The 22,913-nt window shown below is 33.4% G+C and carries 25 protein-coding genes and 1 tRNA gene; 22 read left to right on the top strand and 4 right to left on the bottom strand.

The window, feature by feature from the left end; genetic code table 11:
• Window positions 1-29 precede the first annotated feature (29 nt).
• Complete coding sequence (locus tag JM82_RS08445) at window positions 30-632, bottom strand: N-acetylmuramoyl-L-alanine amidase (RefSeq protein ID WP_231567375.1); 603 nt, start codon at window positions 630-632, stop codon at window positions 30-32.
• 229 nt (window positions 633-861) lie between these two features.
• Here JM82_RS08445 and JM82_RS08450 point away from each other — a divergent pair, with 229 nt between their 5' ends.
• From JM82_RS08450 to JM82_RS08490, 8 genes are all read left to right on the top strand, one after another.
• Window positions 862-1,149, top strand: a complete 288-nt coding sequence (locus tag JM82_RS08450) for a hypothetical protein (RefSeq protein WP_025743366.1) — start codon at window positions 862-864, stop codon at window positions 1,147-1,149.
• A 270-nt stretch (window positions 1,150-1,419) separates the two neighbouring features.
• Window positions 1,420-3,822 carry a TraG family conjugative transposon ATPase gene (locus JM82_RS08460; protein WP_145002324.1) on the top strand — a complete coding sequence of 801 codons (2,403 nt, stop codon included), beginning with the start codon at window positions 1,420-1,422 and terminating at the stop codon, window positions 3,820-3,822.
• A gap of 35 nt (window positions 3,823-3,857) precedes the next feature.
• Window positions 3,858-4,415 carry a conjugal transfer protein gene (locus tag JM82_RS08465; RefSeq protein ID WP_339917541.1) on the top strand — a complete coding sequence of 186 codons (558 nt, stop codon included), beginning with the start codon at window positions 3,858-3,860 and terminating at the stop codon, window positions 4,413-4,415.
• Window positions 4,415-5,254 carry a hypothetical protein gene (locus JM82_RS08470; protein WP_034230060.1) on the top strand — a complete coding sequence of 280 codons (840 nt, stop codon included), beginning with the start codon at window positions 4,415-4,417 and terminating at the stop codon, window positions 5,252-5,254. The genes JM82_RS08465 and JM82_RS08470 overlap by 1 nt, the downstream gene beginning before the upstream one ends.
• A 21-nt stretch (window positions 5,255-5,275) precedes the next feature.
• Window positions 5,276-5,902: a conjugal transfer protein TraK gene (locus JM82_RS08475; protein ID WP_025743362.1), complete on the top strand. Its 627-nt coding sequence runs from the start codon at window positions 5,276-5,278 to the stop codon at window positions 5,900-5,902.
• Entirely contained in the window at window positions 5,883-6,857 is a 975-nt protein-coding gene (traM, locus tag JM82_RS08480) for a conjugative transposon protein TraM (protein ID WP_025743361.1), read from the top strand. Before JM82_RS08475 ends, traM begins: the two co-directional genes overlap by 20 nt.
• 13 nt (window positions 6,858-6,870) lie before the next feature.
• A complete protein-coding gene (locus tag JM82_RS08485; RefSeq protein WP_027126729.1) occupies window positions 6,871-7,671 on the top strand; it encodes a DUF4138 domain-containing protein in 801 nt (266 codons plus the stop codon).
• A gap of 84 nt (window positions 7,672-7,755) precedes the next feature.
• Window positions 7,756-8,622: a cation diffusion facilitator family transporter gene (locus JM82_RS08490; RefSeq protein WP_025743359.1), complete on the top strand. Its 867-nt coding sequence runs from the start codon at window positions 7,756-7,758 to the stop codon at window positions 8,620-8,622.
• Between the two features lie 53 nt (window positions 8,623-8,675).
• On the opposite strand, the gene JM82_RS08495 is transcribed toward JM82_RS08490, so the two are convergent.
• The 3 genes from JM82_RS08495 to JM82_RS08505 all read right to left on the bottom strand — a co-directional run bounded on the left by JM82_RS08495 (window position 8,676) and on the right by JM82_RS08505 (window position 10,813).
• Window positions 8,676-9,197 (bottom strand): ORF6N domain-containing protein, encoded by a 522-nt coding sequence (locus JM82_RS08495; RefSeq protein ID WP_025743358.1) that lies wholly within the window; start codon window positions 9,195-9,197, stop codon window positions 8,676-8,678.
• Window positions 9,198-9,218: 21 nt separating this feature from the next.
• The gene (locus JM82_RS08500; RefSeq protein WP_145002326.1) at window positions 9,219-10,484 is read right to left on the bottom strand and encodes a site-specific integrase; all 1,266 of its coding nucleotides are present in this window, start codon (window positions 10,482-10,484) and stop codon (window positions 9,219-9,221) included.
• Between the two features lie 254 nt (window positions 10,485-10,738).
• Window positions 10,739-10,813 (bottom strand) — tRNA-Pro (locus JM82_RS08505).
• A 325-nt stretch (window positions 10,814-11,138) separates the two neighbouring features.
• Between JM82_RS08505 and udk the strand changes: the two genes are divergently transcribed.
• From udk to JM82_RS08570, 14 genes are all read left to right on the top strand, one after another.
• Complete coding sequence (udk, locus tag JM82_RS08510; protein WP_145002328.1) at window positions 11,139-11,747, top strand: uridine kinase; 609 nt, start codon at window positions 11,139-11,141, stop codon at window positions 11,745-11,747.
• 8 nt (window positions 11,748-11,755) lie between these two features.
• Window positions 11,756-12,055, top strand: a complete 300-nt coding sequence (locus JM82_RS08515) for an FtsB family cell division protein (protein ID WP_145002330.1) — start codon at window positions 11,756-11,758, stop codon at window positions 12,053-12,055.
• Window positions 12,048-13,370, top strand: a complete 1,323-nt coding sequence (locus JM82_RS08520) for a methylmalonyl-CoA mutase subunit beta (RefSeq protein WP_145002333.1) — start codon at window positions 12,048-12,050, stop codon at window positions 13,368-13,370. Before JM82_RS08515 ends, JM82_RS08520 begins: the two co-directional genes overlap by 8 nt.
• Window positions 13,371-13,384: 14 nt before the next feature.
• Window positions 13,385-14,068, top strand: a complete 684-nt coding sequence (locus tag JM82_RS08525) for a hypothetical protein (protein WP_145002335.1) — start codon at window positions 13,385-13,387, stop codon at window positions 14,066-14,068.
• A gap of 59 nt (window positions 14,069-14,127) precedes the next feature.
• Complete coding sequence (scpA, locus tag JM82_RS08530; RefSeq protein WP_145002337.1) at window positions 14,128-16,251, top strand: methylmalonyl-CoA mutase; 2,124 nt, start codon at window positions 14,128-14,130, stop codon at window positions 16,249-16,251.
• Window positions 16,252-16,257: 6 nt separating this feature from the next.
• A complete protein-coding gene (locus JM82_RS16545) occupies window positions 16,258-16,380 on the top strand; it encodes a hypothetical protein (protein WP_261375340.1) in 123 nt (40 codons plus the stop codon).
• A complete protein-coding gene (locus JM82_RS08535) occupies window positions 16,364-16,849 on the top strand; it encodes a hypothetical protein (RefSeq protein WP_145002339.1) in 486 nt (161 codons plus the stop codon). The genes JM82_RS16545 and JM82_RS08535 overlap by 17 nt, the downstream gene beginning before the upstream one ends.
• A 292-nt stretch (window positions 16,850-17,141) precedes the next feature.
• Window positions 17,142-17,906, top strand: coding sequence for a ParA family protein (locus JM82_RS08540; RefSeq protein WP_145002341.1), 765 nt, complete (start codon window positions 17,142-17,144; stop codon window positions 17,904-17,906).
• Window positions 17,907-17,909: 3 nt separating this feature from the next.
• Complete coding sequence (locus tag JM82_RS08545; protein ID WP_145002343.1) at window positions 17,910-18,818, top strand: ParB/RepB/Spo0J family partition protein; 909 nt, start codon at window positions 17,910-17,912, stop codon at window positions 18,816-18,818.
• Window positions 18,808-19,449 (top strand): DUF5683 domain-containing protein, encoded by a 642-nt coding sequence (locus tag JM82_RS08550; RefSeq protein WP_145002345.1) that lies wholly within the window; start codon window positions 18,808-18,810, stop codon window positions 19,447-19,449. The genes JM82_RS08545 and JM82_RS08550 overlap by 11 nt, the downstream gene beginning before the upstream one ends.
• Before the next feature lie 14 nt (window positions 19,450-19,463).
• A complete protein-coding gene (gene dapB / locus JM82_RS08555) occupies window positions 19,464-20,168 on the top strand; it encodes a 4-hydroxy-tetrahydrodipicolinate reductase (protein ID WP_145002347.1) in 705 nt (234 codons plus the stop codon).
• Window positions 20,169-20,243: 75 nt separating this feature from the next.
• Window positions 20,244-21,935, top strand: coding sequence for a signal peptidase I (lepB, locus tag JM82_RS08560; protein WP_145002349.1), 1,692 nt, complete (start codon window positions 20,244-20,246; stop codon window positions 21,933-21,935).
• Between the two features lie 26 nt (window positions 21,936-21,961).
• Window positions 21,962-22,579: a WbqC family protein gene (locus JM82_RS08565; protein WP_145002351.1), complete on the top strand. Its 618-nt coding sequence runs from the start codon at window positions 21,962-21,964 to the stop codon at window positions 22,577-22,579.
• Complete coding sequence (locus JM82_RS08570) at window positions 22,580-22,891, top strand: DUF6122 family protein (protein ID WP_145002353.1); 312 nt, start codon at window positions 22,580-22,582, stop codon at window positions 22,889-22,891.
• Window positions 22,892-22,913: the final 22 nt, after the last annotated feature.

Below are 22,913 nucleotides of genomic sequence, written 5' to 3' on the forward strand. Positions count from 1 at the left end.
GCTTTTTACAATTTCCATAAATATTTCCTTCATAACCCAACATTTAAATAGTTATACAATCCCATTAAAATGGCCAATGCCATTGCTCTTATATTTTTGGGCTTTAAAAAATAATCTGCTTCATCGGTGCTCGAAATAAAGCCCATTTCGATGAGTATAGCAGGGCGAATTTCGATATTTTCACGTAGCACTTGAAAATTTGCGAATCGAACTGCTCGTTTTTTAAAGTCCAATTTCAGAGTGCTTTCTTCCAAAATGGACAATCCCATTCCGATAGATTTCTTTATAAGTACTTCTTCATCGTTGGTATTATGCACGTAAATGTCCATTCCTTTTGCCGATGTGTTAGAGGCATTGCAATGTAACGATACAAACACATCAGCCTTTAAGCTTTCAGCTAATCGACTTCTATCGGATAAAGAAATTAAAGTGTCCATATATCTGGTCGAATACATATCAAACTCGTTATTTAAGAGGGTTTCATTTAGCCTTATAATCTCTTTGGCAATACTTAACGATACATCCTTTTCTTGAATACTATTTGTACCGATTGCACCAGTATCTTTTCCACCGTGTCCAGGGTCGATGATAATGACTTTTTGTTGACCGAAAATCACACAGAATTGTAGCATCAAAATCACAAAACTGACGTTTTTGGGCGTTACCCACTTCCAAAATTTTAGAGTTATCAACATCGCACTTTTCAATTTTCATAAAATTTGATACCAATTCGCATCAAATAAAAACAATTGACATCAAAACTTATTTTATTCACAATTTACTGATTATCAGTTCTTTGTATTGCAATATACACTATTTTTCAAATATCAAAATTGACGTAAAATCTAAATCACTTTGATTATGAAAAAATCACATTATGTAACCATCTTATCATTACTTATTTCAAGTACAACTTTTGCACAAATTGGAGGTATCGAAGATTCCGTAAACGATGTTTCTGATACTATCCGAACCATTTTCCCCATTATTTTGGGCGTTATCTTTTTAATTGGATTCCTATTTAATGCTGGACATTTCTTTGGCGAAAATGCCGATTTAAAAAAAGGGATTACCCGCGTACTGGTCTTTGTATTGATTGCGGGAGCAGTCGTGGGCATCTTTACGTACCTCATTAGCATCGTAGTGTAATGAAACGATTCGAGGTCTATAAAAACATACGCAAGCGAGCCGTGATTATGGGTCTGCCCATATCATTGTTCGCTTTAATGATGACCGTTGTTATCGGTTCATTGCTGTTCATCATCTTTTCGTTCAGCTTTACTGTTATCATTTCAGTATTTCTATTGAACGGTGCACTGTATATCGTATTGACTCACATTACCAAAAACCCTGCATTGATGCACATCAAAAAGGTATTCCCACAAACAATTAGTAACAAAAAAGGAAGTCGTCTGTACTATGAAGAAAATTAACCTATCGGCATATCATCCTATTTTGGATATTCAAGACCATATCGTGTTCGCTAATAACGGCAATGTGGTATTGGGCTATCAAGTGGACAATCCTGAAATCTATTCCCTCGCGGAAAAAGATTTTGAGGATATTCACGGTTCGTGGTTTCAAGCGTTTAAATCATTGCCTATTGCCACGGTTATCCACAAACAGGACATCTATCAGAAAGCTGAATATTTGGCGGAAGAACTTCCGAACAAAAGCTTTTTGCAACGTGCCACACACGATTATTTTAAAGGTCGGGAATTCATTAAACATTCTTCTTACCTATTCTTTATACTTCCGCACAACAAAGCTTTGAACGCACCGAAGTTTACCAACCCATTCCGCAAGGTCGAAAAGGGTATTCATAAGCAAATGGACCATAACGTTCAGGAATTTATTGCTTCTGTTAACGATGCCGTTTCCTTTGTAAATAACAGCCGGAAAGTGTCATTGATACCTTTGGGTATCGATAAAGTCTTGTCATTGACCAATGCTTATTTTAATGGATTCAACGAAGGATTTGATACCGACATTCTATTGAAAAAAGCGAATATTGAAATTGGCGACCATCATTTTGATGTGCTGGCCATCAATAGCGAATTGTGTTATGGCGATGTGGTTCAGAGTAGCAAGACCAATGATAAATTTACTTCGGACGACTTTGTATTCCACCAAGGATTTATTGACGGATTAGGGTTGAATCTCAATGAAAATCATATTGTCAACCAAATCATTTATTTGGATGATAAGCACAAATGGCGAAAGCTGTTGGACAAGAAAATTGAAGAACTCAAAAAGAGTTCCAATTTTGAAACACAGAACAAAGTCATCTTAAAGAAGATTGAAGACATTGTTACCAAAATCAATGAGGACGATAGTTCAAGAATTATTAGGGGTCATCTAAATATTATATTCTGGGATAAAGATGAAGCACAATTAGAAAGAATTGCTTCCAAAATAAAAACCGAATTCAAAGAATTGGATATAGTGCCTTATTATCCAAAAGGCGAAGAACGCAAGCAATATTTCTTAAACTCATATTGCTGTTTTACTTCCAATTTTTCTAATGAGGATTTATACGTAACCGATTTAAAACACGCTCTTTGCCTGTACATTAACAATACCAACTATCAGTCAGATGCCACAGGTGTCATCTTTAATGACAGACAACATAACATTCCTGTACTTAAAGATGTCTGGGATGAAAAGAAGAAACGCATCAAGGCAAGGAACTTTGCCATTTTCGCACCTACTGGAGAGGGAAAATCTTTTTTGGCAAACAATATTCTACGCCAATATTTTGAACAAAATGTTCGATTGGTCATTATTGATTTAGGTGGTTCATATTCAAAATTTGCCAAGCTCTATCCAGACGACCATATCATCCTTCGCTATGAACAGGGAAAAAATTTGGGTATCAATCCATTCTATATCTCTGATGTCAATGATTTGACACCAGAGCGATTGGAAGATTTGGCAATCTTCCTTTTAGAGCTCTTGGCTTCGGGCAAAGCAACGACTAAAGCTGAAGAAGTGGCGGTCAAAAAAGTACTTCGGTACTACTATCTACAAAATGTGGGTGGTACACATTCTTTGGAAAATTTATACCAGTTCGTTGATACAAAAAAAGACACCTTTTTAGAAGAACTACATATTCAAGAGCAACATTTCAACATCTACGATTTTCTGCACATTCTCTCTGAATATGTGGATGATGGCTTGTACAGCTTCCTGTTCAATGTAAGTGAAGACCAGACCTATAAAATTGAGGATAAAAGACTGATTGTTTTTGAACTTGATGAAGTAAAGGACAATAAGGAAATCCTTTCCGTAATGTTGAAGCTGATTAAATCTGCCATTCAAAGAACCATTTGGAGAAATAAAGCCGAGAGGGGAATCATCCTATTCGACGAGTTTGCCAAACAGCTCAAATTTGGAAATGTACTCGAAAGTGTAGAATTCTATTATCAAGCCATTAGAAAACAAAATGGAGCGATTGGGATTATACTGCAATCCATTAACCAATTGCCCAACAATTCCACATCGGCGAGTATTCTTGAAAACACCCAAGTAATTTACAGCCTTCGTAATGAAAAAGGCTATGCCGAATTAAAAAACAGGCTCAACCTTACCAGTCACGATTTAAACCAGTTAAAATCCATTCGTAACAACCTTACAGGAACACGAAAATATACCGAAATGTTCATCAAAATCGGAAAGGAAAGCAACATTTTCCGATTGGAAGTACCGCCCGAAGTCTTTGCTGCTTACCTCACGGATGGCAAAGAAAACGAAGACATTATGAAACATTTTGAAGAACACCAAAATATGGAGAAAGCCATTAAAATATTTATTAATTCTTAAAAATAAAAATTATGAGACACACTATCAGAAATCTAATGTTATCCGCACTATTTGTAGTGCTAATTGGAAGTAAGGCTTCGGCCCAGGGGATGCCTGTGTATGACAACACAAACTTTATCTCTTTTGTAAAATCATTATTGGAATCAGGTAAACAAACCGCCAATTTAATGAAGACGGTAAAATTCCTTAAAACCCAAAAAGAGAATATCGATAAGGTAAACAATGTCATCAAACAACTTCAAGCAGTCAGGGAACTGGCAAGAAACAACCAACGATTGTTTGATGTTGTACAGGATGATTTGAGGGAAATCCTCAATTCCCCTTTTATTAAACCAAATGAAGTTACACGCATTTCAGATTCCTTTGATGCCATCCTTCAGAACTCTATGGCTGGTATGGAATATATCGACCAAATATTGTCCAGCGACAATCTGAAAATGACCGATGCCGAACGTGCCGAAGTCCTTAAAGAAAAAGAGCTGGAATCCAAGGAAATGGTAGCGGAAATTGAGGCAAAAACCAGACGCTATCGAGAGATTATTCAATTTCGAGAAATGCAGTACAAAATCAATAACCGAGAAACCGATTACTAATGTCAGGTATTTTTTTAGGCATAGGGTTAGAGTTTGTGGACACTATTTTTCAAACGATAAAAAATAGTGATTTCTCACAATACACTATTGTAGGAATGAAGACACTCGCCCTCTTGTTTTTTCTCATCAACATCCTAAAAAAGTACAATGAAGGTGTAGCCAATAATGAGGGTTATACGTGGGGATTGACCCCTGCGGAACTGGCCAAAAACTTTGCAATAGTGATTTTAGTCATTTTTTCCACACAGGTATTAAGTGTTTTCGACACCATTTTGGTGGCCATTGAAAACCAATATCGGGACACGGCACCCGCACTTCTTCCTTTACAGATGCAAGATATTGACATCGAACAGGATGTAAGTGCTTGGGATGCCACCAAAAAAGCAATGGCAATGCTTTATGAAGCATTAGTAACACCTTTATACGGCTTAAAAATACTATCCTTTATTGCCGGAATATTTCTCTGGCTATTGGATTTGTTTATTTACCCCTTATTCCTTGCAGAACGATTCTTTTTGCTGGGCATAATGCAAGCCTTTTTCCCTTTGGTCATCAGCTTGGCGGTTTTTGAAAAGTTCAGGTCGTTGGCATACAACTTTTTTAAGCTTTACGCTGGCGTATATATGTTAGTTCCTGCCTTCTTTCTGGTCAATGTTTTCGTGAATAATCTTTATACCGAAATCAATACAAATTTCTGGAGCGACTTATTTGGTACGGATTGGGGGAGTAATTTTTTCGCACCGCTTTTACAGTTAGGGTCTATCGGATTTATTGTATTGCTGAAATTCAAATTATATAAACGAGCGACCTCGTTCACTTTTAAACTCTTTACAGGCTGATAAAGCAATAATAATTTACAGATGAAAACACCATATAAGAATATTTACAACATCTTAAAGCTCAATCGCTTTATAGTATTGACCGTCGTTATTGGAGCTGTGCTCACGTGCGTCATTTCCGTTTTGATGGTCATAAAGCTGCATAAAGAAACAGTTAATAATGCTTTTGTAGTCAATTCGGACGGAAGTGTTATTCCCTTGAAACTGGTATCTCAACAAGAAAATTTAAAAGTAGAAGTCTTGGCACAATTGGAGTTGTTTCACACTTATTTCTATAACATTGATGCCAGCAATTACGAAAAGAACTTGGAGAAAGCCCTTTGGTTGGGTAATAGTTCTGTAGATGCTCTGTACCGACAGAAAAAAGCCGATGGAGTTTATAACCGTTTGTTGCAATACTCGTTGGTTCAAAAAGTATTGAATATCGAATCCAAAGTTGATATTCAAAACGAACCCTACAAGTTTGAAACGAAAACCATTTTTGAAATCAATAGAGGTACTATCACAGATACTTATGAGTTGACCACTATTGGAAATTTGATTCACGTAGATAGAAACTTTCCAAACAATACCCACGGACTGCTAATTACCAACTTTTTTGAAAGCACATTACGAAAATTAGAAAATTATGAAAGTAGAAAAAAATAAAATAGTCTTTGCCATCGTGTTGGTATGCATCCTGCTTTTTATAGGTGGCTATGCAATGCTTATATTGGGCGAGGACGAAGAACCGACCATTGAGAACAACCAGATTCCTGTACCGGAACTGGAAGACGACCAAAAGGAATACGATTCCAAATTGGATGCCCTAAACGACTTAAAGGAAGTTAGGGAAACCAACGCACCCAGCATTTATGATGAACGGCTGTTGGATTCCACAGGCGTATATGACCCTGATTTATTGGACAAGAAAAAAATGCAGATGGTAGATAGCATTTACCAACAAGGGCAGATTCGATATTCAGATAGAACGTTTGAAAATATTAATCCAAGATACTATCCACCAAAACCACCTGTTAAGAAGGAAAAAGACACAACGGATGCTATTGAAGAGCAAGAAACGAACGTGGAAGCCAAAGAACGTGCTTTGGAGCATCAACTCTTTTTTGCTTCGCATCCTATTGAAAATGAGGATTTGAATTCAAAAAATACCGATGATTTCATTTATGTACGAGTAGATGGCACACAAACAGTTAAAACCAATTATCGCTTACAAATGCGGTTGATAAAAGATGCTACCATTTATGGACAACGCTATTCCAAGAATACGCCTATTTATGGATTTGTCAATTTTAAACCCAATCGCACCATCATAGACATTGAGAATATCAATCATCAACCAGTAAAATTGAAAGCCTATGATTTTCAGGATGGTAGCGAAGGCATTTATGTTGAAAACAGTTTTAGAGCAGAAGTTACCAATGAAATTGTTGGCGATATGGTGGACGACATTAATATTACTGGTGTTCCGCAAGTAAGCGGTTTCAAGAAAATATTCCAACGTAACCATAAAAACGTAAAGGTTACGATAACCGATAATTACAAACTCATTTTAAGACTTCCTAAAACAAAATATCAAGGAAAGCCCATAATGGGCAATTAATAAACTCACTCTTATGAAAACATATATCACATTACTGTTATTGATTTGTTCAATGTCAATTTCAGCACAGCAACCCCTTGACACTATTTACGCCAACGACCAGAAAAACGTTGCCCTGTTTTTTCCAAACCCTATTCGACAAGGAATTACAGGAGCTTCCAATTTTGTATTCACCTATAATCGTGAGAAAGAGCAGTATTTCGGTTTGTTACAGGCGAAGCCTGGAACAGAAAGCAACCTATTGACCGTTACAAGTGATGGTCGCGTTTATTCTTATATTTTGAAATATTCTGAAAAACTTCCAGAACTGAATTATTTTATCAATGAAAATGAAAGCATTGGCAGTGAACTTCCGGAAAAGATTAAGCAGAAGCCAGAAGTTAAACCGTTGAACGAATATGCAAATAGAATAACACATTTTCAAAAATTCAGCGAGTATTTATTAAAATCCAACTTTGAGCGTATTGAAACCAAACGCAAAAAAGGAATTAAAGTCCAATTACAAAAAATAGCGTATGATGCTTCTGAAGTGTATTTGGTTATAGAGGTCAAGAACAGGTCTGGAATCGATTTTGAAATTGACTACATTAAAGTTTATAGAACCAACGGAAACAAAAAGCGTAAAGCCTCTTACCAAAGATTACAACAAGAAGTTATTTACAAACACAAAATGCCATATTCCATTACTGATGGAGAAAGTCAATGCTTTGTGTATGTAGTTCCAAAGTTTGTTTTAGGCGACAACGAAAAGTTAATGCTGGAGCTGAAGGAGCTAAAAGGGAGCAGAAAAATGATTTTGGAAACCAAAATTTAAGAGGTGTTTATCACCTCTTTTTTTTGTGATTAAAAAAGTATCTTTGTTATAAATATAACAAATTTATTGACAACTAAAATTAGAATGAATAACGAACAAACCGCAATACGAACAACTTATTTCAGCATAATTGGGAATACTGCTTTAGCCTTAATTAAAGGACTTGCGGGATTTTTTGGAAATTCTTATGCTTTAATTGCAGATGCGATTGAATCGACAACGGATATTTTTGCTTCATTTTTAGTTTTATTAGGTTTTAAATATGCAAAACGACCAGCGGACGAAAATCATCCCTATGGACACGGCAAAATTGAGCCATTAATTACCTTTGGAGTTGTTACATTCCTTGTTGTTTCTGCCACAATAATCGCCTATGAAAGTATTCAAAACATTCAAACACCTCATAAAATCCCGAAATCTTGGACTTTGATTGTGCTAGGTCTAATAATAGCTTGGAAAGAAATCTCATTTCAAATTGTAATTAAAAAAAGTAAACAAACAAATAGTTCATCATTAAAAGCAGATGCTTGGCATCATAGAAGTGATGCCATAACTTCGGTAATGGCCTTTATCGGTATTTCGATAGCAATCATATATGGAAAAGGTTATGAAACAGCAGATGATTGGGCTGCCTTATTCGCTTCTGGATTCATTTTATATAATAGTTATTTAATATTACGTCCAGCTTTAGGAGAAGTTATGGACGAACAACTTTATGACGAACTGATAATTGAAATTAGAGAAAAATCAACAGAAGTTCAAGGTGTTTTAGGAACAGAGAAATGTTTTATTAGAAAATCCGGAATGAAATTCCACGTGGATTTACACGCAATTGTGAATAATGAAATTTCGGTAAAATCTGGTCACGACATTGCTCATAAGTTAAAAGACCATTTACAAAAAGAAATACCGAATTTAGGACACATACTAATTCATATTGAACCGAATTAATAAAAGCAATATATTCATAAAAATTGTCTATTCTGATAAGCAAAGAAAAGTTACTAATCTTTCCTATCCGTTTTAAAACCAATTCGTTCCCTGTTATGCTGTTCAATCTGTACCTTGTCCTTTTGCAGTAAATAATTCAAAGCCTGATGAATGTCCTTAAATTTGATATTCATTTCTTTTTCAAGTTGGGCTATATGTTCTTTAAGGTTGCTATAATCTGTAAGATGCTGCCGTAACGCTACAAATGCACGCATAATAGATATATTTACGTCAATGGCCTTGTCGCTGTTAAGTACGCTAGAAAGCATTGCCACGCCCTGTTCGGTAAAGGCAAACGGAGTGGCAGGACTAAATTTAATGTTCTCTGGAAGGTTGTCACAATTTGTGATAACCTCTTTCCACTCATCTTTTGAAAGCTGAAACATAAAATCATCGGGGAAACGTTTAAGATTACGTCTAACCGCTTGTTTTAGTACTCTAGTTTCTACTTCATAGAGTTCAGCAAGGTCAAAATCAAGAATAACTTTGTTTCCTTGAATATTATGGATTTTATTTTTTATTATAGATAGTTCCATTGTATTTTTAATTAACTGGAATTATGAATTTTGAGAAACCACTTTAGAGATAGATTCATTTTCTATCTCATTGAATTGAGCCCTTAATTTTTGCATATCATCACTTACTTTACGTTCAATGACTTTAGCATAAATTTGGGTTGTAGATATTCGGGAGTGACCCAACAATTTTGAAACCGTCTCAATGGGCATACCATTACTTAATGTAACCGTTGTAGCAAATGTATGTCGGGCAATGTGGAAAGTAAGGTTCTTTTTAATACCACAAACATCAGCAATTTCCTTTAAATAAGAATTTAGTTTTTGATTTGAGATTTTAGGAAATATACTTCCTTGTGATATTGATTTACGGTTGCTCTTGTATTTTTCAACAATTTGCATCGCCTTTGGCAACAAAGGTATTCGTATGGGCTTTGTCGTCTTTTCCCGTTTGTAATAAATCCAAAGTTCGCCATCGATGCCAATACAGATATTATCCGCAGTTAAATGGATGACATCGATATAACTTAAACTGGTATAGCAACTAAAAACAAACAAATCCTTTACCAATTCCAATCTTGGAATGCTAAATTGTTTATTTTCTATCTCTTGAAGCTCTTCGAGACTTAAAAAGCCTCTTTCGTTTTTAATGAATTTAGATTTGAAATTGATAAATGGGTCGCGTTGAATCCAACCCAATTTAAACGATAAATTTATCATCTTTCTAAAACGCTCGATATGCTTCATTACGGTATTGTTGCCCATTGGCTTTTGATGGTCTTCTGGTATGTAGTCCCGGAGATATTTCTCAAACTTTATGATAAAGTGATAATCAAGTTCCCGTAAATAAAGGTCTGTGGTCTTATAGGATTTCGATAAAAATTTGGAGATATAACTCTGTGTAGTGTAATAATTTTTTTGTGTTCCCCACTTTAATTTGTTTACCATATCTTCATTATGGTAATTGATAATATCTGTAATGGAACGATTATTTTCGTCATTACCGAAATATCGAGCCTTAACGACCTGTGCGGTAATCAATTTATGCTCATTCATTAAATCGCGATAACATTTAAACAGATGATTGTAAGTTTCATCTAAATAACTGTTTAGAATTCTTGATTTCTGATTTGTTCCCCGAGCTCTGTTTTTATGGACATCCCAATCAGAAACTAAAACTTTTCGTTTTAAACTGATGGTAGCCCGTTTACCATTTACCGTAATTCTTGCGTAAATTGATGCTTGGTCATTTTTTGCCCTGGAGAAGTCCGCCCAGAACAAAATACTGAAGGTGGAAGATGTTTTCATTATTTCGTCTTTTAGTTAACAATAATTCGTTGTTATCAGACGAAAGTCAAATCACTTATAAAGATACATTTATTTATCGATTAGCAGACAGTTAGCTACAAATCTGGTCAACACTTTTTGATTTTTCAAATTGTTATCCGATTTGTTGACGTTTTTAATCAAAACATATCAATTCTTATGATATTCTTAAAAACAGAAAAACCTGTAAATCATACGATTAACAGGTTTTTGTTATAGATTGATACTATAATTTGTCGGGGTGGCAGGATTCGAACCTGCGGCCTCCACGTCCCAAACGTGGCGCGATAACCGGGCTACGCTACACCCCGAATTGATTATCATTCCCGCAAAGGGTTTCCTTTTTGGAGGTGCAAATATACATTTTTTCTTTTAACTAAAACCAGAAAAAATATTAAAATTCTAAACACACAGGACTACAACATCAAAACATATTAAAAATCAATGATTTAACCTTAAAAATTTATTCTAAAATTATAAAACATTTCACTTTATTTTTTATTCTAAAGCTAAAGTTTATAAAAAAATTTCAGCAAGACTTACACAATAACAATTTACCAAATTAATACGTTATAAAAATACCAATTAGATAACTTAGAATTATTAAATTTGTCACCAAAGATTTAATAATAGAATATGCTTATAATTGGAATTGCAGGAGGTACTGGTTGTGGAAAAACAACAGTTGTTAATCAAATTTTAAATCAGTTGCCTGAAGGCGAAGTTGGGATAATTTCTCAAGATTCGTATTATAAAGATACAAGTCACTTGTCGTATGACGAACGAATCAAAATCAACTTTGACCATCCAAGATCCATAGATTTTGATTTGTTAGAACAACATCTAAAAGATTTAAAAGATGGACAAATCATAGAACAACCTGTGTATTCATTTGTAAAACACAACAGAACAGGAGACACCATCAAAACAAAACCTAGAAAAGTTATGATAGTGGAAGGTATTTTGATACTAACACATCCTGAGCTAAGAGAAATGTTTGATATTAAAATATTTGTTCATGCAGACAGCGACGAACGATTAATAAGAAGATTAAAACGAGATATCACTGAACGCGGAAGAGATATAGACGAGGTTTTAGCAAGATACCAAAATACACTAAAACCAATGCATCAACAGTTTATACAACCAATGATGGAATATGCTGACATAATAATACCTAACAATAAATATAATACTGTAGCAGTGGACATTGTTAAGACTATTATTAACGAAAAACTACAATAACAAATACAATGAAGTGGTACAAAAACATATATATAATTATCCTTATCAGTTTTGGTGTATGGATGATTTTTTTTGACACCAACTCATTAATAAGTCATCACGAAGTCAACCAAGAATACAACAAGCTGGAAGACGAGAAAAATTACTATAAAAAAGAAATTGCAAAAGATAAAAAAGCTATAAAAAAACTAAGTACAGAAGATGGTTTAGAGACTTTTGCAAGAGAAAAATATTACATGAAAAAAGAAAACGAGGATATTTATATCATCGAGTATGAAGACAGTTTAAAAATTAAAAACAATGACTAAATCCCTTTTTTCTGCATTTGAAAAAGTATCATCTAAAGCTTGGAAACAAAAAATCCAAGTAGACTTAAAAGGTGCTGATTACAACAATACACTAATTTGGAAAACGACTGAAGGTATTGATGTACGTCCTTTTTATCATCAAGATGAAATGTTGGATACTTTAAAACTACAACCACAACAATGGTCTGTTGGTCAAATTATTTTTGTTCAAAATGAAAAAGCATCTAATCGTAAAGCCATAGATGCTATAGAAAGAGGTGCAGAAACCATTAAATTTATAATTCCAAATAAAGAAACTTCAGCTTTAAAAACACTTGAGAATATAGATTTAAACGCTACTAAAATACAATTAGAATTACTATTTTCAGATTCAGAATATATTAGTAACCTAAACACAATAAATTCTAATATACAAGTTATTGTTGACCCTATTGGACATTTGGCAGCTACAGGAAATTGGTTTGAAACCACTAACAATGCGGTTGTTTTATCAAATCAAATTACAGTCAATACCACGACTTATCAAAATGCAGGTGCTTCAATTGTACAACAATTAGCTTACGGATTAGCACATTTAAATGAATACTTTAACGATAAAACCAACAATAGTGCGGAGTTAAAAAAAGTTTATTTTAATACAGCTGTTGGTACTAACTATTTTTTTGAAATTGCAAAACTTAGAGCCTTACGCTCGCTATACAATACCTTAGCAGCAGAGTACAATTGCCAAGCTCAATTAATTATTAATGTTATTCCTACCAAACGTAATAAAACAATCTACGATTACAACACCAATATGTTACGTACTACTACAGAATGCATGAGTGCTATACTTGGTGGTGCAAACACAGTATTTAATTTACCTTACGATGCCATTTACCATAAAGACAACGAGTTTGGAGAGCGTATAGCACGTAATCAACTTTTAATTTTAAAAAACGAAAGCTATTTTGACGTTGTAAATAATGCATCAGATGGTAGTTATTATATTGAAACTTTAACAACACAGTTAGCTGAAAAAGCTTTAATCTTATTTAAAGATATTGAAGCTAATGGTGGTTTTATTGCTCAGTTAAAAGAAGGCATTATTCAGAAAAAAATTAAAGAAAGTGCAACCAAAGAACAAGAATTGTTTGATAATGGTAAAATTATATTATTGGGAACTAATAAACATCCTAATAAAGACGATAAAATGAAAGATGAATTAGAGTTATTTCCGTTTTTAAAAACTAACCCAAGAAAAACTTTAATTATTCCTATCATAGAAAAAAGACTTGCCGAAACTTTAGAACAAAACAGATTAAAAACCGAATAAATTTTTACTTAATTATGAACACACGTATTTTTAAAATAGCCTTAGTATTGATTATAACTTTAAATGTAAGTTGTAAAAAAGCTGAAGTAAAATTAGCTGAATTTAAATACGCAGACCTACCTAAAGCAGTAAATTGCAACTCTGGATATGACGATTTATTAAGTGAGGCATTGTATGCTTTTGAACAGGATATAGTAAATAAATACGATCCTAAAACTAAAAATAAACTAAGAGCTTACAGAGCATATATAAGTAATTATATTTCAAACAGAACCGCTTTAGAGCAAACCGTTACTCCACATACCAAAGCGGTATATGATGTATTAAAATCTAAACAAGAATTATGGGATGGTAACCATTTAAATTATAATAGTACAGCTATAACTTGTATAATAGACAGTATAAAAGACAAAGGGTTACAACAAACTTTAAATGCCTTAAAAAGTACAAATAGCATGAATTCTGAGATATTTGCTCCACCATTACGAAGCAATACGTCATATTCTAGAGACACAAACCTAGCGACCTTTATAGCATTAGACTTATTTTATTCAAAATTTAATACAATAGATTTTACAACTGTAGACTTATCTCTTAATCAACCTAAAGATCAACCAATAGATTTTAATAAAAGGCCTGTCAATGCACCTGTAAAGCAACAAAAGGAAGAAGATCATACAGGTCACAACCATAATTAAAACGATTACGTTTTAAATTTATATGGTAGCTTATTAAACACAACAAACATAATCAGACAATGTCCAGAAAAGACCTTCAACATATAACGCTAAAAACAGATAGTAAAAGTGCTAAGCCTTTAACTAACACGCCTTTTTTAACTGCTGAAGACATACCTGTAAAATCAGAATACACCAAAGATGATTTAAAAGAGGTTAGTCATTTAGATTTTGTTGCTGGGTTAGCTCCAAACCTTCGTGGACCATATAGCACAATGTATGTTAGAAGACCATGGACCATACGCCAATATGCAGGTTTTAGTACTGCTGAAGAGAGCAATGCCTTCTATAGACGTAATCTAGAAGCAGGTCAAAAAGGACTATCCGTTGCATTTGATTTAGCCACACACAGAGGGTACGATTCCGATCACGAACGTGTAGTTGGTGACGTTGGTAAAGCAGGAGTTGCAATAGACTCTGTTGAGGACATGAAAGTTTTATTTGACCAAATACCGTTAGATAAAATGTCTGTATCTATGACTATGAATGGTGCAGTATTACCAATAATGGCGTTTTACATTGTAGCTGCAGAAGAGCAAGGTGTTAAACCAGAACTATTAGCTGGAACCATACAAAATGATATTTTAAAGGAGTTTATGGTGCGTAATACTTACATCTATCCTCCTACGCCTTCAATGAAAATTATATCGGATATTTTTGAATACACTAGCAAAAATATGCCTAAATTTAACAGTATAAGTATTTCGGGATACCATATGCAAGAAGCTGGTGCAACTTGTGATATCGAGCTGGCTTATACATTAGCAGATGGTCTAGAATATATTAAAAAAGGACTAGATGCAGGAATGGATATTGACACCTTTGCGCCTAGACTATCCTTTTTCTGGGCAATTGGCATGAATCATTTTATGGAAATTGCCAAAATGCGCGCTGCACGAATGCTTTGGGCTAAAATGGTAAGTCAATTTAATCCTAAAAACGAAAAAAGTTTAGCCTTACGTACACACTGTCAAACAAGTGGTTGGAGCTTAACAGAGCAAGATCCATTTAATAATGTGGCGCGTACAACTATTGAAGCAGCAGCTGCTGCATTTGGTGGTACACAAAGTTTACACACAAATGCTTTGGATGAAGCTATAGCTTTACCAACAGATTTTTCGGCACGTATTGCACGTAACACTCAAATATTTTTACAAGAAGAAACTAATATTACAAAAACAGTAGATCCTTGGGCTGGAAGTTTTTATGTAGAAAAACTAACTCATGATATTTCAGAAAAAGCATGGTCTTTAATTGAAGAAGTCGAAGCACTTGGAGGTATGACAAAAGCGATTGAAGCTGGTATACCTAAACTTCGTATTGAAGAAGCTGCTGCACGCAAACAAGCACGTATTGACTCTGGTCAAGATATAATTGTTGGTGTTAATAAATATGTTTTAGACCAAGAGGATGCAATTACAACTTTAGAAGTTGATAATCAAACTGTACGTCTACAACAAATTGAAGGTTTAGAAAAAATTAAAGCTGAAAGAAATACAGACCAAGTTAATAAAGCGCTAGCAAATTTAACCGAAGCTGCTAAAACAGGTCAAGAAAATTTATTAGCTTTAGCTGTAATAGCAGCTAGAGAACGTGCTACTTTAGGCGAAATAAGTGATGCATTAGAAGCTGTTTTTGGACGTTATAAAGCACAAATTAAATCTTTTTCAGGCGTGTATAGTAAAGAAATTAAAGACGATAAATCTTTTGCAAAAGCAAAAGCATTGGCAGATCAATTTGCAGAGCAAGATGGTCGTAGACCTCGTATTATGATTGCCAAAATGGGACAAGATGGACATGATCGTGGTGCAAAAGTTGTAGCTACAGGTTATGCAGATGTTGGTTTTGATGTGGATATTGGACCGTTATTTCAAACACCACATGAAGCCGCAAAACAGGCAGTAGAAAATGACGTACACATACTTGGTGTGTCATCTTTAGCTGCTGGACACAAAACATTAGTGCCTCAGGTTATTGAAGAGCTTAAAAAGTATGGTCGCGAAGATATTATGGTAATTGTAGGTGGTGTTATACCTAAACAAGATTACCAATATTTATTTGATGCTGGTGCTGTTGCTGTTTTTGGACCTGGAACTAAAATTAGCGAAGCTGCGATTAAGATTTTAGAGATTTTAATCGATTAGAATCACATGGGACTTTTAAAAAAATTATCCATAACTATAATTACGTTTGTAGTACTAGTGTCTTGTGGAAGTAGTAATGGTATTGGTAGCACAAATGCTTCTATTGTTTCAAATGAAAACTATAAATAAAACTTTTAATAATGAGTACAAACGTCATATTAAAGAGTATTATGGGCAAATTGAAAGTAAAGAATATGAAGTCATCCGTAAAAAAATAGAGCAAGAATTGCCTTATAAAATTTCATCACAAGACGCTGTTTTAATCCATTTTAGACAACAAGCTGACAACTGTATTTCTATGCGTGAAAATGGATCAAATTATTTAAAAAGCTTAAAATTTAATATAAAAATGTCTTCGAAAGTTTCAAGAGGTCAAGGTTTATCAGATTTTTTTGTATTTACTAAAGATGCTTATTTAATGGATCGTGTAGCTATGAAAAATAATTTCATCATGGATTCTGGTTTCTTCTCAAATAATATTTTTACTGAGCGCGAAATGTGTTCTGCATTTATTATCATAAAACCAAACGGGAAATTCTTAAAATATTATGGTGAAGATTATAATACTAAAATTAAAGATTTTTTAAACACTGACTAACAGTTACTTATAAAAAATAAGCATATTCTTAGCTATTTCTGTTTAAAATAAAATGATATCAAAAATTAGATAACTATAAAAAAAACAAAGTAGTTAAAAGCCCTAACCCATTCTAAATCTTTGTTTTAAATTTTATAAACCAACAAATTATCTAATAGTTACAACTGCTAGCACTAAAGTTTGATTAAGTGTTAACAACTAACATTTCATTTCCTCATAAATAATTGTATTTTTACGCTGGACTTTTAGCTTTAGTTAAAAGCTAAATTTCAATTAAAACCAATTCAAATTAATGGGTAAAATAATAGCAATTGCCAATCAAAAAGGTGGTGTTGGTAAAACAACAACCTCTGTTAACTTAGCTGCATCGTTAGGTGTTCTAGAAAAAAAAGTACTATTAATTGATGCAGATCCACAAGCAAATGCATCATCTGGTTTAGGGATTAATGTTGAAAACGTAGACATTGGTACCTATCAATTATTAGAACATACAAATACAGCAAGAGAAGCTATTGTCAAGACTGATACACCTAATCTTGATATAATCCCTGCTCATATTGACTTAGTTGCTATTGAGATTGAATTAGTGGATAAGGACCAAAGAGAATACATGCTTAAAAAAGCATTACAGGATATAAAAGATGATTACGATTATATACTTATAGATTGTGCACCATCATTAGGTCTATTAACCCTTAACGCTTTAACTGCTTCAGATGCTGTAATTATTCCTATCCAATGCGAGTATTTTGCATTAGAAGGTTTAGGTAAGTTATTAAATACGGTAAAAAGTGTTCAAAAAATACATAATCCAGAATTAGATATTGAAGGATTATTACTAACCATGTACGATTCGCGTTTACGCTTATCCAATCAAGTGGTGGAAGAAGTACAAAAGCATTTTAACGATATGGTTTTTAAAACCATCATACAACGTAACGTAAAACTAAGTGAAGCACCTAGTTATGGAGAAAGCATTATAAATTATGATGCTTCTAGTAAAGGTGCAAGTAACTATTTAAGTTTAGCTAAAGAAATTATTACAAAAAACTCCTAATTTATGGCGAAGGCAACCAAAAAACAGGCTTTAGGACGTGGACTTTCAGCATTATTAAAAGATCCCGAAAACGATATACAATCTGCAAAAGATAAAAACGCAGACAAAGTAATAGGTAATATAGTCGAGCTAGATTTAGACTTTATTGAAATGAATCCATTTCAGCCTAGAACTAACTTTAACGAAGAAGCTTTACGCGAATTAGCATCTTCTATTAAAGAGTTGGGTATTATACAACCCATTACTGTTAGAAAATTAGGATTTGAAAGTTACCAATTAGTCTCTGGAGAGCGTCGTTTTCGTGCTTCAAAATTAATTGGATTAGAAACTGTACCTGCTTATATTAGAATAGCAAATGACCAAGAAAGCCTAGAAATGGCATTGGTTGAAAACATACAACGTCAAGATTTAGATCCAATAGAAATTGCTTTAAGTTACCAACGTTTAATTGACGAAATCCAACTAACACAAGAGCAAATGAGCGAACGTGTTGGTAAAAAACGTAGTACTATTGCTAACTATTTACGTTTATTAAAATTAGATCCAATTATCCAAACTGGTATGAGAGATGGATTTTTATCAATGGGTCATGGTCGTGCTATAATAAACATAGAAGATCAAAATATACAGTTAGAAATTTACGAAAAAATACTTAGCAATAAATTATCTGTAAGAGATACTGAAACTTTAGTACGAAACTACAATACGACTAACGAGGTTAAGACTCCTGTTAAAAAAGAAGCAGAAGAATTACCAAAATATGTTAAAAAAGGTGTCGTTGCTTTTTCTGAATACTTTGGACACAAAATAGACGTTAAAGTAGCTAGTAATGGAAAAGGAAAAATAACCATTCCGTTTCATTCTGAAGAGGATTTTAATCGTATTAAAAAGTTAGTAGAAGGTGATAAATAAGTCACACATACTTGTTATTATATGTTGTTTCATTTGTGCACTATCTTTTGCGCAAGAAGGCTCTGATTCTACGAAAGTAGAAATAGAAAGCCTACCTGATACCAAAGTATTAAAAACAAGGAAGAAAAATAAAAAAGAAAAAGCTGTCATAATCGACTCAACTGTTTTAAAACAAGTTAAAGCGTATGATCCATTGGCTCCATCTAAAGCTGCTTTTTACTCTGCAATATTACCTGGTTTAGGTCAGGCTTACAATGGTAAGTACTGGAAAATACCAATTGTTTACGCTGCTATTGGGACAGGTGTCTATTTTTATATTGACAATAACAAGCAATATAATCGTGTAAGAGATGCTTATAAAAGAAGATTGGCTGGTTTTAGTGATGACGAGTTCCAGAACAGGTTAACCGATGATGGTTTGCGTGAAGCACAAAAAAATTATAGAAGAAACAAAGAGCTATCCTTACTAGTTACCTTTGGATTATACGCTTTAAATATTATAGATGCCAATGTTGACGCGCACTTGCTTCAATATAACATTAGTAATGACTTAAGTTTAAGACCGCATTATAAGATTGAAGAATTTGATAACGTAGGACGCGTTGGTCTATCTTTAAATTTTCAATTTTAATTAAATACTATTTCATGAAAATCGCTTTACTAGGCTATGGTAGAATGGGAAAAGCAATAGAAGCTATTGCTTTACAACGTGGGCACACCATAGTAATCAAAACGTCTCAAGATAAAGATTACGATATTACAACTGCAGATGTTGCTATTGACTTTAGTGTCCCAACTGCTGCTTATAATAACATTAGTAATTGTATAAACCATAATGTACCTGTAATATCTGGTACCACAGGATGGTTAGAAAAATACAACGCTATAGTTTCGCTTTGCGAAAAACAAAAAGGGGCTTTTATTTATGCTTCTAATTTTAGTTTAGGCGTTAACATCTTTTTTGAACTTAATCAATATTTAGCTAAAATGATGGCTAAATTAGAAGATTATAAAGTTGAAATTGAAGAAATACACCACACACAAAAACTAGATGCTCCAAGTGGAACTGCTATTACTCTTGCCGAAGGTATTATACAAAATAATATGGCTTACACGAGTTGGGATTTAGAAAAAGCCAAAGACCAACAGAGTATTGCAATACAGGCAAAACGTATTACAGATGTACCAGGAACGCACACAATAAGTTATAATAGCCCAATTGATACCATAAAAATTGAGCACGAAGCACATAATAGGCAAGGTTTTGCTCTTGGTGCAGTAATTGCTGCTGAGTGGATATTTGATAAAACTGGCGTATTTACTATGAAAGATGTGTTAAATATTGGGTAACTTTATTATTTTTAACAACATTTGTAACTAACAACTAACCAAAGTCTTTTAGACAACTACCTTAATAAAAATAATATGGACGTAACGCAGTGGATTATATTTTTCTTTGTCATACAAATTTTACATGGTTTAGCTACTTGGAAACTATACATTAAGGCCGGAAGACAAGCTTGGGAAGCCTTTATACCTGTATATAATGCTGTTATTTTAATGAAAATTATAAATAGACCTTGGTGGTGGACCATTTTACTGTTTTTACCTATTGTTAACTTAATTTTGTTTCCGGTAGTTTGGGTAGAAATTGCTAGAAGTTTTAAAAAAAATACTGCATTAGATACTTTTTTAGCCATATTTACACTAGGTTTTTATAGCTTTTATTTAAACTATGCTGCCAAAGACCTAAATCACGTTAAAGACAGAAGTTTACAACCAAGAACAGAATTAGGTGATTGGGTAAGTTCTATATTATTTGCGGTTGTAGCTGCTACTATTGTCCATACTTATTTTATACAACCTTTTGTTATTCCTACGTCCTCTTTAGAAAAAACATTATTAGTTGGTGATTTCTTATTTGTTAGTAAAGTTCACTATGGTGCACGTACGCCAGAAACAACTGTTGCTTTACCAATGATTCATGACGCTATTCCTGGAACATCAATACCTTCATATTTTAAATTCCCACAACTACCTAAGTTTAGATTTCCTGCATTTCAATCTATAAAACGTAACGATATTGTAGTTTTTAATTGGCCTGTAGATACTCTAGTTGATATTAATAATGAAAATGGTGGTGTTAGATATAAACCAGTAGATAAAAAGACTAATTACGTAAAACGTTGTGTTGGATTACCAGGTGATACATTATCAATTAAAGATGGTTATGTATACATAAATGGTAAGAAAAATGAATTACCAGACAGAGCTAAATTACAGTTTTTTTATAAAGTTATTCTCAACGATGTTTCTGCTGAGTCCATTTACCAAAAATATGGTATCACAGAAAATTATGAACGTTACGTATTTAAAACACCTACTGATAACTGGAACAAACCAGAGTTTCAAAATTACTTAAAAGTTAAAAAGATTGGAACAGAAGTCCTTAAACAGGACTCGACTGAGGTTAGGTTTTTATCAAATTTGGATCAAAAGTCATTCGATTTATTAAAACTAGAAATTGCTGAAAAAGCACTTTATGTTAACTTAACAGAAGATTTAGCTAATATAATGACTAGCGATCCTGATGTTTTAACTGTAACTAAAGATCTATCAAATAGTACAACCGAAAACATTTTTCCAAAATCACTAGGTTATACATGGAATCGTGACTTTTTTGGCCCATTATACATTCCTGAAGCAGGAAAAACTATTGCACTTACTTTGGACAATTTACCACTTTACAAACGTGCTATTACAGCCTATGAGGGCAATACACTTAAAGTAAACGGTAACCAAATATTAATTAATGACAAGGTTGTAGACTCTTATACTTTTACTGAAGATTATTATTGGATGATGGGAGATAATAGACACAACTCACAAGATGCCAGAATGTGGGGATTTGTACCGTTTGACCATGTCGTTGGAAAACCTGTATTAGTTTGGATGAGTTGGGACTCGAACGCCAAAGGTATTAACAAAATACGCTGGAATAGATTATTTACTACTGTTGGTGGTAATGGAAAATTAACCTCATATTTCATTCCGTTTTTAGTCTTATTAGGTTTAATCTATGGATTTAATAAATACAGAAAACGTAAAAAAGCGTAGTCAATACTAATAGATTGTACCAATTAATGGACATTTTACTTCATCCTACCTATTTTCCAAGCATTGCTCAGTTTACTACTATAGCAAATGCTAATAGTGTTACGTTTGAAATTAATGATAACTACCAAAAACAATCGTACAGAAACAGAGCCTATATATACGCAGCAAATGGAAAGCTACAACTAAGCGTTCCTGTTATTCATAGTCATAAAGAACGTCAGTTATACAAGGATGTTAAAATAAGTGATCGCGAAAAATGGCAGTTATTACACTGGAAAAGTTTAGAGTCTGCTTATCGTACGTCACCTTTTTTTGAGTTTTATGCAGATGAATTACAACCGCTTTTTAAATTAAAGTCAAATTTTATATTTGATCATAATTTAAAATGTTTTGAGGTTATTACTGAGTGTTTACAATTGGATATTACACCAAAATTTACAACAACATTTGAAAAAGAACCAAAAACACTTACCGATTTACGCTTTTTAACAAATGCTAGGCAAGAACAGCCTAATGTATTTGAAACTTACAACCAAGTGTTTACAGAAAAGCATGGCTACATTAATAATTTAAGTATTTTAGACTTGTTATTTAATGAAGGTACAAATGCACTACCCTATTTAGAAAACCAAATACAACCTTAAATGTATAAAGACATTATACATTATGGCATTCATTTTATAGTACCTGTAATCGTTGCTTTACTATTTTTTAAAAAACAATGGAAGTACGCTTTAGGGATAATGCTACTTGGTATGCTAATTGATTTGGACCATTTATTAGCCACTCCTATTTTTGCTCCTAATAGATGTAGTATTAATTTCCATCCACTACACTCCTACTATGCGATTATTGTTTATATCGCATTACTAATACCTAAAAAGACAAGGATTATTGGATTAGGATTGGTTATACATATTATAGCCGACTTCACGGATTGCATGATGATGACTTAGTCACAGTTAATCACGCCTAAGC

Source organism: Olleya sp. Hel_I_94, assembly GCF_007827365.1.
GTDB lineage: Bacteria > Bacteroidota > Bacteroidia > Flavobacteriales > Flavobacteriaceae > Olleya.

Bases quoted from the DNA above. Each gene is read 5' to 3' on its own strand.
- JM82_RS08445 (WP_231567375.1), bottom strand. From the start codon at position 632: ATGCTACAATTCTGTGTGATTTTCGGTCAACAAAAAGTCATTATCATC.
- JM82_RS08450 (WP_025743366.1), top strand. From the start codon at position 862: ATGAAAAAATCACATTATGTAACCATCTTATCATTACTTATTTCAAGT.
- JM82_RS08460 (WP_145002324.1), top strand. From the start codon at position 1,420: ATGAAGAAAATTAACCTATCGGCATATCATCCTATTTTGGATATTCAA.
- JM82_RS08465 (WP_339917541.1), top strand. From the start codon at position 3,858: ATGTTATCCGCACTATTTGTAGTGCTAATTGGAAGTAAGGCTTCGGCC.
- JM82_RS08470 (WP_034230060.1), top strand. From the start codon at position 4,415: ATGTCAGGTATTTTTTTAGGCATAGGGTTAGAGTTTGTGGACACTATT.
- JM82_RS08475 (WP_025743362.1), top strand. From the start codon at position 5,276: ATGAAAACACCATATAAGAATATTTACAACATCTTAAAGCTCAATCGC.
- traM (WP_025743361.1), top strand. From the start codon at position 5,883: ATGAAAGTAGAAAAAAATAAAATAGTCTTTGCCATCGTGTTGGTATGC.
- JM82_RS08485 (WP_027126729.1), top strand. From the start codon at position 6,871: ATGAAAACATATATCACATTACTGTTATTGATTTGTTCAATGTCAATT.
- JM82_RS08490 (WP_025743359.1), top strand. From the start codon at position 7,756: ATGAATAACGAACAAACCGCAATACGAACAACTTATTTCAGCATAATT.
- JM82_RS08495 (WP_025743358.1), bottom strand. From the start codon at position 9,197: ATGGAACTATCTATAATAAAAAATAAAATCCATAATATTCAAGGAAAC.
- JM82_RS08500 (WP_145002326.1), bottom strand. From the start codon at position 10,484: ATGAAAACATCTTCCACCTTCAGTATTTTGTTCTGGGCGGACTTCTCC.
- udk (WP_145002328.1), top strand. From the start codon at position 11,139: ATGCTTATAATTGGAATTGCAGGAGGTACTGGTTGTGGAAAAACAACA.
- JM82_RS08515 (WP_145002330.1), top strand. From the start codon at position 11,756: ATGAAGTGGTACAAAAACATATATATAATTATCCTTATCAGTTTTGGT.
- JM82_RS08520 (WP_145002333.1), top strand. From the start codon at position 12,048: ATGACTAAATCCCTTTTTTCTGCATTTGAAAAAGTATCATCTAAAGCT.
- JM82_RS08525 (WP_145002335.1), top strand. From the start codon at position 13,385: ATGAACACACGTATTTTTAAAATAGCCTTAGTATTGATTATAACTTTA.
- scpA (WP_145002337.1), top strand. From the start codon at position 14,128: ATGTCCAGAAAAGACCTTCAACATATAACGCTAAAAACAGATAGTAAA.
- JM82_RS16545 (WP_261375340.1), top strand. From the start codon at position 16,258: ATGGGACTTTTAAAAAAATTATCCATAACTATAATTACGTTTGTAGTA.
- JM82_RS08535 (WP_145002339.1), top strand. From the start codon at position 16,364: ATGAAAACTATAAATAAAACTTTTAATAATGAGTACAAACGTCATATT.
- JM82_RS08540 (WP_145002341.1), top strand. From the start codon at position 17,142: ATGGGTAAAATAATAGCAATTGCCAATCAAAAAGGTGGTGTTGGTAAA.
- JM82_RS08545 (WP_145002343.1), top strand. From the start codon at position 17,910: ATGGCGAAGGCAACCAAAAAACAGGCTTTAGGACGTGGACTTTCAGCA.
- dapB (WP_145002347.1), top strand. From the start codon at position 19,464: ATGAAAATCGCTTTACTAGGCTATGGTAGAATGGGAAAAGCAATAGAA.
- lepB (WP_145002349.1), top strand. From the start codon at position 20,244: ATGGACGTAACGCAGTGGATTATATTTTTCTTTGTCATACAAATTTTA.
- JM82_RS08565 (WP_145002351.1), top strand. From the start codon at position 21,962: ATGGACATTTTACTTCATCCTACCTATTTTCCAAGCATTGCTCAGTTT.
- JM82_RS08570 (WP_145002353.1), top strand. From the start codon at position 22,580: ATGTATAAAGACATTATACATTATGGCATTCATTTTATAGTACCTGTA.